The following is a 17,397-nucleotide window of genomic DNA, read 5'->3' on the forward strand; positions in this document are numbered from 1 at the left end:
CGGAGGCGGAGTGACCGAGAACGTGCTGGCAGACGGACTGCCACCGATGCCACCGGAGAGCGTCGACGGGGCGCGTGCATTCCTGGACGTGCGCGACCTGCGGGTGCACTTCCCCACCGACGACGGCGTGGTCAAGGCCGTGGACGGGCTGTCGTTCAGCCTCGAGCGGGGCAAGCGGCTGGGCATCGTCGGCGAGTCCGGCTCCGGCAAGAGCGTGACCAGCCTGTCGATCATGGGCTTGCACAAGGCCGGCGCCGCGAAGATCTCCGGCGAGATCTGGCTGGGCGGCCAGGAGCTCGTCTCCGCCGGACGGGAGCAGGTGCGCAAGCTGCGCGGCCGCACGATGGCGATGATCTTCCAGGACCCACTGTCGGCGATGCATCCCTACTACTCCGTCGGCCAGCAGATCGTCGAGGCGTACCGGCTGCACCACGACGTGAGCAAGCGGGACGCCCGGGCCCGAGCCGTGGAGCTGCTGGACCGGGTCGGCATCCCGCAGGCGGCGCGGCGCTTCGACGACTACCCGCACCACTTCTCCGGCGGGATGCGCCAGCGCGCGATGATCGCGATGGCGCTGTCGTGCAACCCGGAGCTGCTCATCGCCGACGAGCCGACCACCGCTCTCGACGTCACGGTGCAGGCCCAGATCCTCGACCTCATCCGCGACCTGCAGGCCGAGTTCAACTCCGCGGTGATCATCATTACGCACGACCTGGGCGTGGTCGCCGAACTGGCCGACGACATCCTGGTGATGTACGGCGGGCGCGCGATCGAGACCGGCACGGCGGCGGACGTCTTCACGACACCGGAGCACCCCTACACGTGGGGGCTCCTCGGTTCGCTGCCCCGGTGGGACCGGGAGCGCACCGAGCGGCTGATGCCGATCCCCGGTAGCCCGCCGAGCCTGATCAACGTGCCCGCCGGCTGCGCGTTCCACCCCCGGTGCGCCTATGACGAGCTCACCGGCGGACTGGCCACGACCGTGCGCCCGGAGCTGCACGAGGTGGGCACGAACGGACACCGGGTGGCCTGCCACCTGCCCGACGAGCGCAGGCGGCAGATCTTCGACGACGAGATCAGGCCGAAGCTGTGACGACCGACCGGACGGGTACCGAACCGATGATCACCGAACCGGCCGCGGGGCCGGCGCACGCCACGGAGGCGACCCCGGCCGAACGGGAGACGCTCCTGCGCGTGTCCGGGTTGCAGAAGCACTTCCCGGTGCGCCGGGGCCTGCTGCAGCGCCAGGTCGGCGCGGTGCAGGCCGTGGACGGCCTGGACTTCGAGGTGTTCCGCGGCGAGACGCTGTCGCTGGTCGGCGAGTCGGGCTGCGGCAAGACCACGACGGGCCGGCTGCTCACCCGGTTGATCGAGCCGACCGGCGGCACGATCGTCTTCGAGGGGCGCGACATCAGCCACCTCCCGCAGGGGGCGATGCGCCCGCTGCGCCGGGAGATCCAGATGATCTTCCAGGACCCCTACTCGTCGCTGAACCCGCGGCACACCGTGGGCACGATCGTCGGGGCGCCGTTCCGGATCCAGGGTGTGGAGCCGCCCGGCGGAATCCGCAAGGCCGTGCAGGAGCTGCTGTCGCTGGTCGGGCTGAGCCCCGAGCACTACAACCGCTACCCCCACGAGTTCTCCGGCGGCCAGCGCCAGCGCATCGGCATCGCCAGGACGTTGGCGCTGCGACCGAGCCTCATCGTCGCCGACGAGCCCGTGTCGGCCCTGGACGTGTCGATCCAGGCGCAGGTGGTGAACCTGCTGGAGGATCTGCAGGACGAGCTCGGCCTGACCTACGTCTTCATCGCGCACGACCTCTCCGTCGTGCGGCACGTGTCGGACCGCGTGGCCGTGATGTATCTCGGCAAGATCGTGGAGATCGGGGAGAGCGCCGCCGTCTACACCCGCCCGATGCATCCGTACACCGTCGCGCTGCTCTCAGCGGTGCCGGTGCCCGAGACGCAGCGGCGGGACAAGCGGGAGCGGATCCTGCTCAAGGGCGACGTGCCCAGTCCGTTGAACCCGCCACCGGCGTGCCGGTTCCACACCCGCTGCTGGAAGGCGCAGGAGATCTGCGGCACCACCGAGCCGCCGCTCGTGGAGCTGGCGCCCGGTCAGCAGGTGGCCTGCCACTTCCCGGAGAACGTGCCCGCGTAGGCGCGTCAGCGGCCGTTCTCCTCGTCCTCGCGTTCGCCGCGCCGCCGGAAGAACGCGAGGCCGGGGATGCCCTGGATCGCCTGGCGCATCTCCTTGAGCTGTTCGAGCAGCTCGTGGACGTCCGGGCCGACGCGGTCGAGCGTGGTGAGGATCGGCATGATGTCGTTCTCCATGTGCTCCGTGAGCTGCGGGAGCTGGTCGATCAGCCGGATCGCGGCGTGCACCTCCTCCTCGGAGAACTCGTCGACGAAGCGCCGGGCGAGCGGCGCCACCTGCTGCGCGATCGGCTGGTAGACGGCGAGCAGCTCGGTTGCCCCGTCCGCAGCGCCGGACGCCTGCTCGACGACCGTGCCGGCGCGGTCGGCGACCGCGGTGGCCTTCTCGATCACCACGCCCGCGCTGTCGGCCACGGCGCCCGCCCCCGCCACGAGCTCCGCGGCGCCGTCGGCCACCGTGCTCGCCCGGGCGACGAGCCCGGCGGCGTCGTCGGCGACACCTGCGGCCCGCGTGACGAGTTCGGCGGCGCCATCCGCCGCGGTGCGCACCTCGACGAGCAGCGGGTCGACCCGACGGACGAGGTGATCGGCGTCGGTGAGCACCGTGTCCACCCTGGCGACGGCCGTGCGCACGTTCACGAGTACCTCGTCGACCGAGCCGACCAGCACGTCCGCCCGGTCGACGATCCCCTCCACCCGGTCGGCCACCGCGGCGATCCGGGCGACGAGGGCCTCGGCATCGTCGAGCAGGGCGGACGCCCGCTCGGGCAGTGACGCGACGACCTCGACGGCTTCCTCGGTCCACCCCATCACCGCCCTGGCTCCGGTGATGACGTCGGATGGGCCGACCCAGACGGGGAGCCCGGCGATGCGCAACATGCGGCGATCCTCGCGCACAGGAGCACGTCCGGCTCGCTCGGATCGATGTTCCCTGCCGCCAAGAGTTCGTATTGCTTTCGCGTAACGAGTCGAATGAGTGCGCCACTGTGCCCAGTGCGTTCGGGGGTGGTCACCTACGTTCGGTTGATGACCGGGCGCCAATGAAGGCGACCGGCCCGCTCGATCCGGAAAGGAACCACCATGACGCAGCGACCCTGGAGCAGGCGCGATTTCTTCCGTCGCACCGCCGCAGCAGGTGCGGTGGCACTCGGCGGAACAGCGGCACTATCCGCCTGCACCAGTACGAACGCCGGTGGCGGCAGCGTGCTGGAGAACGCGCGCAACAGCGGTTCGATCCGCATCGGCATCGCCGGTGAGGAGCCCTACGGTTTCACAGGAACGGACGGCCAGGTCACGGGCGAATCTCCCGAGATGGCCCGCGCGGTGTTGCAAGCGATCGGCATCGGCAACGTGGAGGCCGAGCAGGTGGACTTCGGTTCGCTGATCCCGGCGCTCAACGCCCGCCGGTACGACATGGTCTGCGCCGGCATGAACATCACCCCCGAGCGCTGTCAGCAGGCCGCCTTCTCGAACCCGGACTACACGGCGCTCACCGCCTTCCTCGTACCGCGGGGCAACCCGGAGCAGGTCACGACGTTCCAGAACATCGCGCAGAAGAACCTGAAGCTCGCCGTGCTCGGCGCTGCAGTGGAGCAGGGGTACGCCGAGGCCGCGGGCGTCCCGGCCGCCAACATCAGCCCCTTCGACGACCAGAACGCGCTGCTGCAGGCCGTCACCGCGGGCCGGGTCTACGCCGCGGCGCTCACCGACATCTCGCTGAAGTGGCTCGCGGGCAAGAATCCGCAGGCGGCTGTTGAGGTCACCCCGGGCTTCCAGCCCACCGAGAACGGCCAGGAGGTCGTCTCCGCGGGGGGGTTCGTGTTCCGGCAGGCCGACAACGACCTGCGGGAGGCGTTCAACACCGAGCTGCAGAACCTGCATGCGAGCGGGCGCTGGGTGCAGATCGCCTCGCCGTTCGGGTTCTCCGAGGCCAACCTCCCGCCTGCCGGGCTGACCACCCAGCAGCTCTGCGCGGCCTGAGCCGCCCGTGGACAACGTAGGAACCTTTCTGTCCGTCATCGCCCAGGGCCTGCCGGAGACGGTGATCGCCACCGTCGGCGGGATCGCCCTGACGATCGTGCTCTCCTTCGCTGCCGGACTCGCTCTCCTGTCGCCGAGGCGATCGGTGCGGGTGATCAGCCGGATCTACGTGGAAGGGCTGCGCGGCACCTCCGAGGTCGTGCAGCTGTTCTGGATCTTCTTCGCACTCCCCGTGCTCGTCGGTTTCGAGATCGTGCCCATCTGGGGCGGCGTGCTCGTGCTCGGTCTCAATCACGGCGCGTACGGCGCCGAGATCGTGCGCGGGGCGATCCAGTCGGTGCCCCGGGCTCAGTACGAGGGTGCGCTCGCGCTCAGTCTCTCTCCCGCACAACGAATGTTCCGGGTGATCCTGCCGCAGGCCGTGGTGGAGATGATCCCGCCGTTCAACAACCTTTTCATTCAGTTGCTCAAGAGCACGTCGCTGCTGTCGTTCGTGTTCATCAGCGAGATCACCCGGCAGGCCACGCAGATCCTCGTGCCGCGATTCAACCCGCAGGTGCTGGAGATCTTTCTGCTCTTGCTTCTCGTCTACCTCGTGCTGTCACTGATCATCACCGCGGTGATGCGTTTGCTGGAACGCAAGGCCGCGGCCCGGCTCGGGCGGGGCCCCTCGCAGCGGGCCAGACGGGCCGCCGTCAGGGGGGCGGTCTGATGCCGCAGCAGGTCTGGGACTGGAACTACGCGTTCTCGATCCTGCCCGCGCTGCTCGAAGGGCTGGGCCTCACGCTGCTGGCGACGGTGCTCGGCTCGATCGTCGCGATGATCCTGGGATTGCTGCTCGCGGTGCTGCAACGCGGCCCAAAGCCGCTCGCGGTGGCCGTGCGCGGGTTCGTCGAGTTCGTGCGCAGCACACCGCTGCTCGTGCAGATCTTCTTCCTGTTCTTCGTGCTGCCGCAGTTCGGCATCGTGCTCAGCGCGCTGACGGTCGGCGTGATCGCGCTCGGGGTGCACTACGCCTGCTACACGTCGGAGGTCTACCGCGCAGGCATCGAGGCGGTACCGCGTGGGCAGTGGGAGGCGGCCACAGCCCTCAGCCTGCCCCGGTCGCGGGTCTGGACCGGCGTGGTGCTGCCGCAGGCGATCCCGCGGGTCGTGCCGGCTCTGGGCAACTACGTCATCTCGATGTTCAAGGAGGTGCCGCTGCTCACCGCGATCGGACTGCTCGACGTCGTCGGCCGGGCGCAGGAAGCGGGCGACACCTACTTCCGCTACGTGGAGCCGTACACGATCGCGGGGCTGCTCTTCCTGCTGCTGAGCTACCCTGCCTCCCTGCTGGTACGGAGATTGGAACGCCGTGTCGGAACCATCTGAGCCGATGATCGTCTTCGACCGCGTGGAGAAGCGGTTCGGCGACAACGTGGTGCTCTCCGACCTGAGCTTCACGGTCGCCCCCGGCGAGCACGTCACGCTGATCGGGCCGTCGGGTTCGGGCAAGACGACGATCCTGCGGCTGCTCATGAGCTTGGAGTCGGTGAACGACGGAACGATCACCGTCGGAGGACGCTACCTCTCGCACATGGAGAAGGGCGGCAAGCTCGTCCCTGCCGACGAGAAGCACAGCCGTGAGGTGCGCAAGCACATCGGCATGGTGTTCCAGCAGTTCAACCTCTTCCCGAACATGACGGTGCGCGGCAACCTCATCGAGGCGCCCACCCGAGTGCTGGGCCTGTCCAAGGACGAGGCGAACGCCCGTGCCGAGGAGCTGCTCGACCTCGTCGGTCTCCGGGAGAAGATCGACGAGCACCCGTCGCGGCTCTCCGGAGGGCAGCAGCAGCGGGTGGCCATCGCGCGGGCGCTCGCGATGCGGCCGGACGTCCTGCTGCTGGACGAGGTGACCTCGGCGCTGGACCCCGAGCTGGTCGCCGGCGTGCTCGCCCTGCTGCGCGACATCGGCACCACCACCGACATCACCATCCTCTGCGTCACGCACGAGATGGGGTTCGCGCGCGACTTCTCCCACCGCGTGATGATGTTCGACGGTGGAAAGGTGATCGAGGACGCGCCACCCGCGCAGTTGTTCACCGACCCGGAGCAGCCGCGCACGAAGGAGTTCCTGAAGGCAGTGCTGGAACGGGGGTAAACCGGCCTCCCTGCGCGGCCGAGCGGCACGCCCGTCCGATAGGTCGGTACGGACGCGCCGCTCGTCCGTCGGGATCGGGTTTTAGCGAGCTGATTCCGAGATCGCGTCGGACTGAAGATCGGCCGGCTTGACGAACAATCGAGGGCATGAATACGCTGTGACTCCTGCTCGAAGTCATCAGCCTTTGCGGAGCGCGACTCCTGAGCGGATCGACAGGATCCGGGGAGATCGAAAAGATGGATTGCAGCGCGGCAGAGGTCACGGAACCGATCGCCGGTACAGCGCGATGGAGAATTGAGCAGCCGGCCTGGCGTCATTGCGGCGGGTTGATCCATCGGGCGGTTGGGGGTATCGGCTCTACCTGACCACCCGAGGTTTTCCATGTCCGAGGACGAGGCCGAGAGGCTGACCAGACGTCGTTTCATCGCTCTGTCCGGCGCTGCCGGGGCAGGCGCTCTCCTCGCCGGAGGTCCGGCCGAGAACGCCTGGGCACAGTCCCTGCTTGCCGACTGCGGCGGTCTGAACGACACCGATTACCTGTGGGTGTCAGCCAAGGAATGTGCCGCTGGAACCAAAAAATGCCTGTTCACAGCGAAGGACTACGCGCTGGTGAAAGGCGCCCGGACGACGGGTCCGACAACCAATAACAACCTGCTCGTACCTACCGCTCGCAGGCAGGGCATCGAGTGCCCGCTGATCTGGCAGCCGCAGGAATGGAACTACTGGAAGAGCGCGTGGGAGCACGCTCTCAGTGGGCCCACCAAGGTCGTTAATCACGCCAACATCGGGCTGGGTATCAACTCGGTTGCAGCTCGGCAGCAAAAACAGTTGCACATTCACATCGCCGGAATGCAGCCGGTGGTGCAAGCCGAGCTCAAGAAGGCCGACGCTAGTATCACGACGGACCCGACGAAGTGGGACGCATCCCGGGTGACGATCCAGGGCGTCAAGTATCGTGTACTCCGCCGCAATGATCTGAACGCGAACCTGTTCAAGCTTGCCGTGGACAACGTGGCGAAGAACAACATGAGTGAGCAGACCATGCTGGTCACGAATCGGGATGCAGGTGGCTTCTACATCCTCAACAGTCAGCGGGGTGGCAACCTCATGGGCACCGATGCGTGCGACCCGCTGCTGGTCAAGAAGTGAGCCCCGTTCTCTCGGTGGCATGTGCGCGCCCTGGTGGGTTCAGCGGCGGCGGGATTCGTGGGCGAGGATCGCGAGCTGGATGCGGTTGGTCAGGTCGAGCCTGGTCAGGGCGCTGGAGATCGTCGCCTTGATGCTCGACGTCGACAGGTGCAGCCGCTCGGCGATCTCGGCGTTGCTCAGCCCTTCGGAAACCGCGTGGGCGACCTCGCGCTCGCGGTCGGTCAGAAGGTTCATGCGAGCGACGGCGTCGGAGTCGCCGGACGTGTCCGGGCCGGGTCGGCCTGCCGCCATCGCGATCACGCTGCGGGTGACGCTGGGCGAGAGCACGGGGTCGCCCGCAGCCGCGCGGCGCACGGCGTCGACGATCTGGGCGGGCGGCGTGTGCTTGAGCAGGAAGCCCGCGGCGCCCGCGCGCAGTGCGGCGAGCACGGTCTCGTCCGCGTCGAACGTCGTCAGCATCACCACGGCGGGACCGCCGACTGCGGAGCCGGTCCGGCGCCCCAGCGCCGTGGTGGCGGTGATGCCGTCGAGCACCGGCATGCGCACGTCCATCAGCACGACGTGCGGGGCGAGCCGGCCCACGGCGTCGACCACGTCCGCGCCGTCCGCTGCCCCGCCCACGACCTCGATGTCGCCCGCGCCGCCCAGCATCATCGTGAGCCCGCTGCGGACGAGGGGGTCGTCGTCGACGACGAGCACGCGGATCCGGCCGTCTTCGCTCATCGCGGCCACGGCATGCTCGCGCGCAACCGGAACTGCCCGTCCGCGATATCGCGGGTGAGCTCTCCACCGTGCAGGGCGACCCGCTCGGCGAGCCCCGTCAGCCCTGATCCAGCTCCTGGGATCTCGCTCGTCGTGACCCCGACGGGCACCGGGTTGCCGACCTCCACCACGACCTCACCGCCCGGTTCACCCCTGACCAGCACATCGACCGCGGCGCCGGGGGCGTGCTTGCGGGCGTTCGTGAGGCCCTCCTGCACCATCCGGTAGACGGTGCGCTGGAGCTGCGGACGCAGCGCGGTGAGGTCGTCGGCGAGGTCCGCGTGCACCTGCTGGCCGCTGCGCCGCGCCTCGTCCACCAGCGCGGGAAGGCGGTCCGTCGTGGGTTGCGGGGCGGCCCGGATCTCCTCCCGTTCGACGTCGGCTGTCGCGTCTTCGTGACGCAGCAGGTGGAGCACCTCGCGGAGCTCTTCGAGCGCCTGGTTCGCGTTGGACCGCACGACGCTCACCGCACTGTGCACCTCGGCGGCTGTCGGTGGCGGCGCTGTGCCGGCCTCCGCCATGGCGGTGCGGTACTCGAGGGCGCCCGCGTGCACCGACAGCAGGGAGATCCGGTGCGCGAGCACGTCGTGCATCTCCCTGGCGATCCGCTGCCGCTCGGCGTGGCGGCTCTCCTCCAGTTGCCTCGCGTGCTCGCGCCGCTCGGCGTCGGCGCGCAGTCGCAGGGCCAGCACGAGCTGGCGCCGGGCGCGGACGCCGAGCCCAGCGGTGATCACCAGCGCCGTGCCCAGCAGGATCACGATGATCCACGGGGCGGGCGGGCCGAACACGGGCGGGAAGTACGTCGTCATGTACGGCAGGCCGAGCACCACCATGCCGAAGCTGATCGGCACCGCGTACTTCCAGCCCCGGTGCAGGGCGAGGGAGAACAGCAGCAGGAACACGGCGCCGGTCGCCGTGTTGGACATCGACGCTGCGACGGCGGCCAGGATCCCGGTGGCCACCGGGAACCGCCGCCGCCACCACAGCGCGAGACAGGCCACTCCGCCGAGGAGCGGATCGACGATTCGGAGCCAGGTGGGCAGGCCGAACATGTCGGGCAACATCACGAGCGTGTGCTCGGAGGCGCCGACGACCACGGCCACCAGGCACATCACGAGATCGACGCCCCAATCGCGGGGCGTGCGCCGGGCCGAGCCGCTGATGGAGCGGTGATCCGGGTCGGCCGCGCGGGCCAGCTCGCCGGGCAGCATCCAGCGGTCCACCGGGGGCGCGGGGGGCCGGGCGGTGTCGACCATGAGACGAACTGTACGGAAGGGACGTATGCCCGATAGATGTGGTTTTCCGGCCGAATCGTGGTCGATCGGTCAGCGGCACTGGCCGATCGGCCGCAGATCGCGGCACGGCGGACGGGCAGCGTTGCGCCCATGCCGATCGACTCCCCGACTGCCCTCCAGATGGAGGGGCTCACCAAGGTCTTCTCCGGGAAGCCGGCCGCCGACCATGTGAGCCTGTCGGTGCCGGTCGGCTCGCTGACCGGGCTCGTCGGGCCGAACGGTGCGGGCAAGACCACCTCGCTCGCCATGACCGTCGGCCTGCTGCGCCCGGACTCCGGCACGGCCGCCGTCCACGGCATCGACGTCTGGACGGATCCGACCCGGGCGAAGGCACTGCTCGGCGTGCTGCCCGACGGCCTCGCGCTCCCCGAGCGGCTCACCGGCGGCGAGCTGCTCACCTACTGGGGGCTGCTGCGTGGCATGTCCGCCGACGTGGTGCGGGCCAGGTCGGCGGAGCTGATGCGCATCCTCGAGCTCGACGAGGTCGAGGACCGCGGTGTGCTGGTCATCGAGTACTCGACCGGCATGCGAAAGAAGATCGGGCTGGCCACCGCGCTTCTGCACGCGCCGAAGGTGCTGGTGCTCGACGAGCCCTTCGAGGCGGTCGACCCGGTCTCGGCCCGCGTGCTGCGGGGCATCCTGCGCCGTTTCGTCGCCGCCGGGGGGTCGGTGGTGATCTCGTCGCACGTGATGTCGCTGGTGGAGGACCTCTGCGACCGCGTGGCCATCATCGCGGCAGGGCGGGTGCTGGCCGCCGGAACGCTCGCGGAGGTGCGGGGGACCTCGACGCTGGAGGACACCTTCGTCCGGCTCGTCGGGGAGCGCGAGATCGGGGAGGGGGAGCTGGCGTGGTTGGCGAGCTGATCCGGCTCAAGCTCACGATCCAGCGGCACTCGCTCAGCTGGAAACGGGTGCTCGGCCTCGTCCTGGGCGTTGCCGCCGCGCTCGCCACCTGGCTGGCCGTGCTGGTCGCGGCGCCCGCGGCCCGGTCGGACGTCCTGCTGTTCGTGCTGGCCGCCTGGCTGGTCGGCTGGCTGGTCGGACCGATCCTGACCTCGGGGGCGGCCGTCCTGCGGCCCGAGTACTTCACGCTCCTGCCGCTTCCCCGGCAGTGGCTCGGGCTGGGACTGCTCGCATCGGTGTTCGTCGGCGTCGGCGCCGCCGTCACCGGCGCGGCGATCCTCGCGCTGGTCGGGTACGCGGTCGTGACGGCCTGGCCGGCCGTCGTGTCGATCGCCGTGGCCGTCGTGACCGCCGCGGTGGGGGGCGTGCTGCTGCTCGTCTTCGTCGTGGCGCTCTCCCGGGTGGTGTACGCGCTGCTCGGCGCGGCGATGCGCACCCGGATGGGCGTCGAGATCGCGGCGATCCAGTACGGGCTGATGCTCTCGTCGATGTTCGTCGGGTGGCTGATCGTCTCGCCCGTGATCAGCGCTGTGCCGGTGTTCCTGCGCGAGGGCTTCGGTGGGTCGGGGGTTTCGGGGGTGCTGAGCCTGTTCCCCAGCAGCTGGCCCTTGCTCGCCGTCGACGCCGCGGTCTCCGGCGACTACGCGTCGGCGGCGGGGCTGATCGGTGCGCTCGCGCTGGTGACGGCGCTGGTGGTGGCCGCGGCCGTCGCACTGCTGACGCCGTACGTGGGCAACCGCACCGTCCGGCGCCGGGGGCGGCCGTGGGGGAGCCGGGTGCTCACCCGCGGCCGGGTGCTTCCCGGCACCCCGCTCGGTGCCGTGGTGGGCAAGGAGCTGCGCACCTGGTGGCGGGATCCGTGGCGCAGCCTGGAGGTCCGCTCGTCGATCTGGTTCGGGATCTTCGTCGCGATCTACGGTGTGATCGCCGGGATCCCGCAGCTAGCCGGTCTGGCCGGCATCGCCGTCGCGCTGATGGTGGGGCTCAGCGGGGCGAACCTGTTCGGCCAGGACGGCACCGCACTCTGGCAGCTCGTCGCGGCGCAGAGTCCCCGGGCGGTCCGAGCAGACATCCGCGGCCGGCAGATCGGGCTGGTGGTGGCGCTCGGCCTGCCCGCGTTCGGTCTGTCGTTTCTGATGATGGCGCTGACCGGGGTGTGGGACTTCGCGGTGCCGGTCGTCGCCGGCCTCCTGGCGACCCTCGGGGTCGGCAGCGGCATCGCGGTCGTGATGTCCGTCGTCGGAGTGACGCCCGGTGTCGACCCGCACCGGCGGGTCAACGCAACAGACGCCGGTGAGAACAACTTCTCCATCAATGTGGCGCTCTGGTCGATTCTGACGCTTGTCGGGCCCACGGTCGCGGTGGCCGTACCGCTGGTCGTCGGCGGACAGGACCAGCCGGCGTGGCTCGTCCTCACGGCCCTCGCCGTGGCGATCGTGAACGGCCTGGTGGCGGCCTGGTTGTGCGGTGCCGTGGCGGCCCGGCGCCTCGAGACCCACCTGCCCGAGACCTTCGCCCGGCTGCGTTACCCGGGCACTGCCGCGACCAAGGGGCGCGGCGGCGGGCTCCTCGGCTACCTGTCCGGCCAGGCGGAGAGCTCGGCGCTCGCGGCCGCGGCTGCGGCCAAGGGGGAGAAGCCGGCACCGCGGAAGACGGAATCCGCACCACAGAAGGAGCGAGTGGGATGACCGCGTCTGGACCGGTTGCGAGCGCGGGGTACGGGGGCACTCCGCAGTCGGAGCGCAAGCTCGCCCCCGACCTGGCGCGTGGGGTGATGCTCCTGCTGATCGCGATGGCCTATGCCGGGGTGTACGCGGGGGTCGCGTTCGGGGGCCGGCTTCCGGAGGGCACCTCGGTCGCCGACACCGTGGCGCGGTTCGTGGTGGTGCTCGTGCTGGACAACCGGGCGTTCCCGATGTTCGCGGTCCTGTACGGCTACGGGCTGGCCTGGATGGTGGCCCGGCGGCGTCGGTCCGGCGCGGCGGATTCCGAGATCCGCAGGCTGTTGCGTCGCCGCAGCCTGCTGCTCGTCGCCTTCGGCTCGGTGCACGCGTTGCTGGTGTTCCCCGGGGAGATCCTCGCCTCCTACGGGCTGGCCGGGCTCGTGCTCGGCTGGCTGCTGTTCCGGTCCGACCGCGCCGTCGCGCGCACGATCGCGGTGCTCGTGCCCTGCTACGTCGTCACCGTGACGGCGGCGATGGTCTCCCTGGCGGCGGCCCCCGACGTCGCGGGGTACGCGGTGCCGGGGTACATCACGGCCGCGGACTGGTCGATGCGGCTGGCCGGCGTTCCGTTCACTCCGATCTTCATCGCTGTGGCCTACCCGCTGCTCCTGCTCGTGGTGCTGGGCTTCCGCGCCGGTCGCAGCGGGTTGCTCGACGACCCGTCCCGTCATCGCCCACTCCTGATCCGCATCGCGGTCGGCGGGATCGCCACGTCGGTGCTCGGCGCGCTGCCCGCAGCCCTGATCGCGATCGACGCCGTCCGCCCTGACATCGTGTCCACCGGCGCCCTGCTCGCGCTGCAGGTGCTCACCGGTGTGCTCGGCGGGGCGGGCTACGCGGCGGCGTTCGGTCTGCTCGCACTTCGCCTCGACGAGCGGCGGGGCCCGATCACGCGCGCCGTCGTCGCAGTGGGCCAGCGGTCGCTGACCTTCTACCTGTTCAACTCGGTGCTCGTCGCGGTGGTGCTGCACCACGACCTGCTGGCTGTGGGGGATCGGGTCGACAGCATCGGGGCGCTGGCGGTCGCCGCCGCCGTCTGGCTCGTGGCCCTGGCCGTGGCGGCGTGGATGGACCGCACCGGCCGTCCCGGTCCGGTGGACGCGCTGCTGCGCCGGCTCGTGAGCGGCAGCCGGCCGCATGATCAACGCGCAGTGGATCAGCCGCGACCGTGACCACGTGCGCGTTCGGCGGCCGGTACGTCAGTCCGTCCAGACGGGCGCGCGCTTCTCCAGGAACGACGCCATGCCCTCCCGTGCACCCGGGCTCTGCGACAGCGCCGCCATGACCTCCACGGCGATCGCGTAGGCGTCGGCCTCGGGCCGGTCCAGCTGGGCGTAGAGCGTCTGCTTGCCCACGCCCTTGCCGAATCGGCTGCCCCGGGTGGCCCGCGCGAGCAGGTCGTCGACGCGGGTGTCGAGCTCGGCGTCGGGCACCGCGTAGTTCACGAGTCCCCACTCGGCGGCGGTGGCGGCGTCGATCGCGTCGCCGGTGAGGGCCATCTCCATCAGCCTCTTGCGTCCGACGCTGCGGGCCACCGGCACTGCCGGGGTGTGGCAGAACCAGCCGGCCTTGCCGCCGGGAAGGGCGAACGCCGCCGACTCCGCGGCCACGGCCAGGTCGCAGGACGCCACGAGTTGGCAGCCTGCAGCCGTCGCGATCGCCTGCACCCGCGCGATGACGACCTGCGGCACCGACTCGATCGTGCGCATGAGCTTCGTGCACAGCTGCAGGAGTTCGCGGACGCCTGCCAGGTTGCGCGCTGCGACGTCGCCGAAGTCGTGTCCTGCAGAGAAGGCCTTGCCCTCGGCCCCGAGCACGATTCCCGTGGCGTCGGACGCAGCGGCGCTCTCGAACGCGTGGAGCAGCTCCCGCAGATGCGTCTCGGTGAGGGTGTTGCGCCGCTCCGGCCGGTTCATCGTGATCCGGACCGTGTCCCCGTCCTGCTTGACCAGCAGGTGCTCGTAGTCGGCCATGCGCCAACCGTAGTCCGGACCGCGCGTCGCGTCAGGGTCGTGACAATTCCCGCGAAACGGGCTTGTCGCCGATTCGCGGCGGGCGTAGCGTGACCGCTTGACCGGATCGGCAGATCTGGTCACCGCGTCAGACGGTCATAGCGTCACGAGTAGGAGGTGAGGGTGGCCGATCCGGATTTCGCGAGCCCCCGCATGGAGCGGGTGCTCGACACCGCGGCAGACCTGTTGGTGCGGTGGGGATACCAACGGGTCACGATCGACGATGTCGCGCGGCATGCCGGGATCGGCAAAGGCACGGTCTACCTGCATTTCCACAACAAGGAGGCGCTCTTCCTCACCGTGCTGCTCCGAGCGCAGCACCAGGTCGTCGCGTCGACGGCCGAGCGGATGGCTGCCGACCCGGAGCAGCTGTTGCCCTCCCGGTTGGTGAGCTCGCTCTACCGGGTGCTCAGTGAGGATCCACTGGCACGCGCGCTGTACCTGGGCGACGCCGAGGTGCTCGGTCGGCTGGCGCACGAGGCGGCGGACACCCTCGGTGCACTCGTCGGACGCCGCCAAGAGGTGCTCACCGAGCACCTGCGGCTGCTCCACGCTGCCGGGTGCCTGCGGTCCGATCTCAGGCCCGAGGCGCTGCTGTACATGCTCTCGGCGATCGGCGCCGGGTTCTTCTTCGTGGGCGGGATGCCGGGGGGTACTCCCGATCTCGACGTCGAGACCCGCACCGATCTCCTCGAGCGAGCAATCGCCGCAACGATCGAGGTGCCCGACCCGCCGGCCGTCGAGCTGGAGCGGCTGGCCCCCGTCGTCGCGGAGCTCTATCGATCACTGATCGAGGACATCGATCACGAGGTGCGCCGCCGCGTCCGGTGACCCGGGCGGGGTGGTGCTGGGAAACGGAGTCAACGATGACCGCATCTGTCGAGCCGAACATCATGGACCCAGCGCTGATCGCGGATCCGTACGGCGGCTACAACCGGCTGCGGGAAGAGGCGCCGGTGCTGCGGGGACGTACCCCGGACGGCAGCCCCGCCTGGTACGTCACACGCCAGGAGGACGTGCGGACGGTGCTGGGCGACCCCCGCTTCGTCAACAACGCGACGTCGGTGCCGGGCGTCAAGGTCGACAGCGTTCGCGACAAGATGTTCGAGATGGTGGGCATCCCGCCGGAGTACGCCCGCTTCCTCAAGGACACCATCCTCGACTCCGACGGTGAGAGGCACACGCGCCTGCGCAAGCTGGTGTCGCGCGCGTTCACCGTGCGGCGCGTGAACGACCTGCGCCCGCGCGTCGAGGAAATCACCGCGCGGCTGCTGGACAAGTTCGTGGAACCGGTGGACTTCATGGCCGACTTCGCATATCCGCTGCCGATCACCGTGATCTGCGAGCTGGTGGGCGTGCCCGAGGCCGACCGGCCGTCGTGGCGGGAGTGGGGTGCGGCGCTGACGACGATGAGGCCCGACGTCGTGGGTGTCGCCGTGCGGGACATGGTCACTCACGTGCAGGACCTGATCGCGCGCCGCCGTGCCGAACCCGCCGACGACCTGCTCACCGCGCTCGTCCACGTGCGCGACGAGGAGGGCGACCGGCTCAGCGAGGACGAGCTCGTGACCATGGTGCTCACGCTCGTGATGGCCGGCCACGAGACCACGGCACACCTGCTCGGCAACGGCTTGGTGGCCCTGCTCGAGCACCCCGACCAGCTCGCCCTGCTCCGCTCGGACCCGTCGCTGTGGCCGGGCGCGGTGCACGAGCTGATGCGCTGGTGCAGCCCGGTGCAGGTCACGCGGATCCGCTACGCCACGCAGGACCTCGAGATGGGCGGGGTAACGATCCGGGCGGGCGACCCGGTGCAGGCGGTTCTCGTGTCCGCCAACCACGACCCGCGCGAGTACACCGACCCCGAGCGGCTCGACGTCACCCGTCGTCCGGCAGGGCGGGGCGAGGGCCACGTGGGCTTCGGGCACGGCTTCCACTACTGCCTCGGCGCCGCCCTCGCGCGGCAGGAGGGTGAGGTGGCGCTGCGCGCCGTAGTCGAGAGGTTCCCGAATTTGGCGCCGACCTCGTCCGAGCACGAGTGGGTACAGGCACCCGGCATGCGCCGCCTGGCCCGCCTCCCCCTGCACCTGGGCTGACCTGGGCTGACGGGCTTGGCACACACCTTCCCGCTGCTGCACACAGCGCCGGCCGTCTGTGCCGGGACCGGAAGGTGTGTGCCGTGTCAGGCCGTTGCGGGGATTGCTATCGCCGATTCCTGTTCCGGCACCACCCAGACCGGTTCGCCGTGGCCGAGGCCCTTCTTCTCCCGGTACATCCGGGAACGGAGCACGGTGTCACCCACGCGGACGTGGTAGTCCCAGCAGTCACCGCGGTAGATGCTGAACTCCACCGTTCCCTGCCAGCCCTGCCCTGCGGAGTTCTTGCGGGACAGCACGAGGCACTCCGGGCGGACGAAGACGTTCACCTCCGTGCCGGGTGGGAACTGGCCTGCCGCCAGGCAGATCAGACGGCCGTGGCCGAGTTCGATCTCGGCACGGTCGTCCGTCCGGGAGATCACCGTGCCGGGCAGGCTGTTGGAGATGCCCATGAACCGGGCGGTGAACTCCTCGCGCGGCCAGGCGTAGATCTCCTGGGCGGGGCCGCGTTCGACGATCCGGCCCTTGTCCATGACGACGACCTCGTCGGACACGGCGAGCGCCTCGTCCTGGTCGTGGGTGACGAACACGGTGGTGATGCCCAGGCGCTGCTGCACCGCGCGGATCTCGTCGCGGACGCGGTCGCGCAGGCCGGCGTCGAGGTTGCTCAGCGGCTCGTCCAGCAGCAGCACCTCGGGCTCGCGGGTCAGCGCCCGGGCGAGCGAGATGCGTTGCTGCTGCCCGCCGGAGAGCGCAGGTGCGGGCCGGTCGGCGAGGTCGGCGAGGCCGACCATCTCCAGGGCAGCCATCGCGCGCTCGCGTGCCTCCGCCTTCGGCAGGCGCTTCTGGCCCGAGCGCAGCGGGAACATGACGTTCTGCACGGCCGTCATGTGGGGCCAGATCGCGTACGACTGGAAGACCACGCCGATCGGGCGCTGGTGCACCCCGACGAACACGCCCTCCGCGGGAGCGCACACCACGCGCCCGCCGATCCGGATCTCTCCGGCGTCCGGCCGCTCCAGGCCGGCGATCAGCCGCAGCGTGGTGGTCTTGCCGCAGCCGCTCGGCCCCAGCAGGGTCACCAGCTTGCCGTCCGGTACCTCCAGGTCGACGCCGTCGACCGCATTGCGGGTGACCGCCCGCCCCTCGAAACGTTTGACCAGTCCACGGATCTCGATCACGG

17 protein-coding genes are annotated in these 17,397 nt (G+C 70.2%); 12 read left to right on the forward strand and 5 right to left on the reverse strand.

Annotation, left to right across the window (positions count from 1 at the left end; genetic code table 11):
• Window positions 1-10: 10 nt before the first annotated feature.
• Window positions 11-1,093 carry an ABC transporter ATP-binding protein gene (locus tag ABD743_RS35215; protein ID WP_344727553.1) on the forward strand — a complete coding sequence of 361 codons (1,083 nt, stop codon included), beginning with the start codon at window positions 11-13 and terminating at the stop codon, window positions 1,091-1,093.
• A gap of 26 nt (window positions 1,094-1,119) precedes the next feature.
• A complete protein-coding gene (locus tag ABD743_RS35220) occupies window positions 1,120-2,160 on the forward strand; it encodes an ABC transporter ATP-binding protein (protein ID WP_344727554.1) in 1,041 nt (346 codons plus the stop codon).
• Window positions 2,161-2,165: 5 nt separating this feature from the next.
• Here ABD743_RS35220 and ABD743_RS35225 read toward each other — a convergent pair whose 3' ends face one another.
• On the reverse strand, window positions 2,166-3,035 hold the full coding sequence (locus ABD743_RS35225; protein ID WP_344727556.1) for a hypothetical protein: 870 nt from the start codon (window positions 3,033-3,035) through the stop codon (window positions 2,166-2,168).
• A gap of 201 nt (window positions 3,036-3,236) precedes the next feature.
• Here ABD743_RS35225 and ehuB point away from each other — a divergent pair, with 201 nt between their 5' ends.
• The 5 genes from ehuB to ABD743_RS35250 all read left to right on the forward strand — a co-directional run bounded on the left by ehuB (window position 3,237) and on the right by ABD743_RS35250 (window position 7,425).
• Window positions 3,237-4,136 carry an ectoine/hydroxyectoine ABC transporter substrate-binding protein EhuB gene (gene ehuB, locus ABD743_RS35230; RefSeq protein ID WP_344727557.1) on the forward strand — a complete coding sequence of 300 codons (900 nt, stop codon included), beginning with the start codon at window positions 3,237-3,239 and terminating at the stop codon, window positions 4,134-4,136.
• A 7-nt stretch (window positions 4,137-4,143) separates the two neighbouring features.
• Entirely contained in the window at window positions 4,144-4,848 is a 705-nt protein-coding gene (gene ehuC / locus ABD743_RS35235) for an ectoine/hydroxyectoine ABC transporter permease subunit EhuC (RefSeq protein WP_344727559.1), read from the forward strand.
• Window positions 4,848-5,507 (forward strand): ectoine/hydroxyectoine ABC transporter permease subunit EhuD, encoded by a 660-nt coding sequence (gene ehuD, locus ABD743_RS35240; protein ID WP_344727561.1) that lies wholly within the window; start codon window positions 4,848-4,850, stop codon window positions 5,505-5,507. The genes ehuC and ehuD overlap by 1 nt, the downstream gene beginning before the upstream one ends.
• A gap of 4 nt (window positions 5,508-5,511) precedes the next feature.
• Complete coding sequence (gene ehuA, locus ABD743_RS35245; RefSeq protein ID WP_344727720.1) at window positions 5,512-6,276, forward strand: ectoine/hydroxyectoine ABC transporter ATP-binding protein EhuA; 765 nt, start codon at window positions 5,512-5,514, stop codon at window positions 6,274-6,276.
• Between the two features lie 381 nt (window positions 6,277-6,657).
• The gene (locus ABD743_RS35250) at window positions 6,658-7,425 is read left to right on the forward strand and encodes a CDP-diacylglycerol diphosphatase (RefSeq protein WP_344727563.1); all 768 of its coding nucleotides are present in this window, start codon (window positions 6,658-6,660) and stop codon (window positions 7,423-7,425) included.
• 39 nt (window positions 7,426-7,464) lie between these two features.
• Here the strand turns inward: ABD743_RS35250 and ABD743_RS35255 are convergent, their stop codons facing one another.
• Window positions 7,465-8,148, reverse strand: a complete 684-nt coding sequence (locus tag ABD743_RS35255) for a response regulator (RefSeq protein ID WP_344727565.1) — start codon at window positions 8,146-8,148, stop codon at window positions 7,465-7,467.
• Window positions 8,145-9,443, reverse strand: a complete 1,299-nt coding sequence (locus ABD743_RS35260) for a sensor histidine kinase (RefSeq protein WP_344727567.1) — start codon at window positions 9,441-9,443, stop codon at window positions 8,145-8,147. The genes ABD743_RS35255 and ABD743_RS35260 overlap by 4 nt, the downstream gene beginning before the upstream one ends.
• Before the next feature lie 129 nt (window positions 9,444-9,572).
• Here ABD743_RS35260 and ABD743_RS35265 point away from each other — a divergent pair, with 129 nt between their 5' ends.
• Genes ABD743_RS35265 through ABD743_RS35275 form a run of 3 tightly spaced genes read left to right on the forward strand, consistent with a single transcriptional unit; the run spans window position 9,573 to window position 13,281 of the window.
• Window positions 9,573-10,346 (forward strand): ABC transporter ATP-binding protein, encoded by a 774-nt coding sequence (locus tag ABD743_RS35265; RefSeq protein ID WP_344727569.1) that lies wholly within the window; start codon window positions 9,573-9,575, stop codon window positions 10,344-10,346.
• Window positions 10,331-12,073 carry a hypothetical protein gene (locus ABD743_RS35270; RefSeq protein ID WP_344727571.1) on the forward strand — a complete coding sequence of 581 codons (1,743 nt, stop codon included), beginning with the start codon at window positions 10,331-10,333 and terminating at the stop codon, window positions 12,071-12,073. Before ABD743_RS35265 ends, ABD743_RS35270 begins: the two co-directional genes overlap by 16 nt.
• Complete coding sequence (locus ABD743_RS35275; RefSeq protein WP_344727573.1) at window positions 12,070-13,281, forward strand: DUF418 domain-containing protein; 1,212 nt, start codon at window positions 12,070-12,072, stop codon at window positions 13,279-13,281. The genes ABD743_RS35270 and ABD743_RS35275 overlap by 4 nt, the downstream gene beginning before the upstream one ends.
• Window positions 13,282-13,308: 27 nt before the next feature.
• Here ABD743_RS35275 and ABD743_RS35280 read toward each other — a convergent pair whose 3' ends face one another.
• Window positions 13,309-14,082, reverse strand: coding sequence for an enoyl-CoA hydratase-related protein (locus ABD743_RS35280; RefSeq protein ID WP_344727575.1), 774 nt, complete (start codon window positions 14,080-14,082; stop codon window positions 13,309-13,311).
• Between the two features lie 162 nt (window positions 14,083-14,244).
• Between ABD743_RS35280 and ABD743_RS35285 the strand changes: the two genes are divergently transcribed.
• The gene (locus tag ABD743_RS35285) at window positions 14,245-14,952 is read left to right on the forward strand and encodes a TetR/AcrR family transcriptional regulator (RefSeq protein ID WP_344727576.1); all 708 of its coding nucleotides are present in this window, start codon (window positions 14,245-14,247) and stop codon (window positions 14,950-14,952) included.
• Between the two features lie 35 nt (window positions 14,953-14,987).
• Window positions 14,988-16,214 (forward strand): cytochrome P450 family protein, encoded by a 1,227-nt coding sequence (locus ABD743_RS35290; RefSeq protein WP_344727577.1) that lies wholly within the window; start codon window positions 14,988-14,990, stop codon window positions 16,212-16,214.
• An 86-nt stretch (window positions 16,215-16,300) separates the two neighbouring features.
• Here the strand turns inward: ABD743_RS35290 and ABD743_RS35295 are convergent, their stop codons facing one another.
• Window positions 16,301-17,395, reverse strand: a complete 1,095-nt coding sequence (locus ABD743_RS35295; RefSeq protein WP_344727578.1) for an ABC transporter ATP-binding protein — start codon at window positions 17,393-17,395, stop codon at window positions 16,301-16,303.
• Between the last annotated feature and the right edge of the window lie 2 nt (window positions 17,396-17,397).

Source organism: Pseudonocardia yunnanensis (assembly GCF_039534065.1).
Lineage (GTDB): Bacteria > Actinomycetota > Actinomycetes > Mycobacteriales > Pseudonocardiaceae > Pseudonocardia > Pseudonocardia yunnanensis.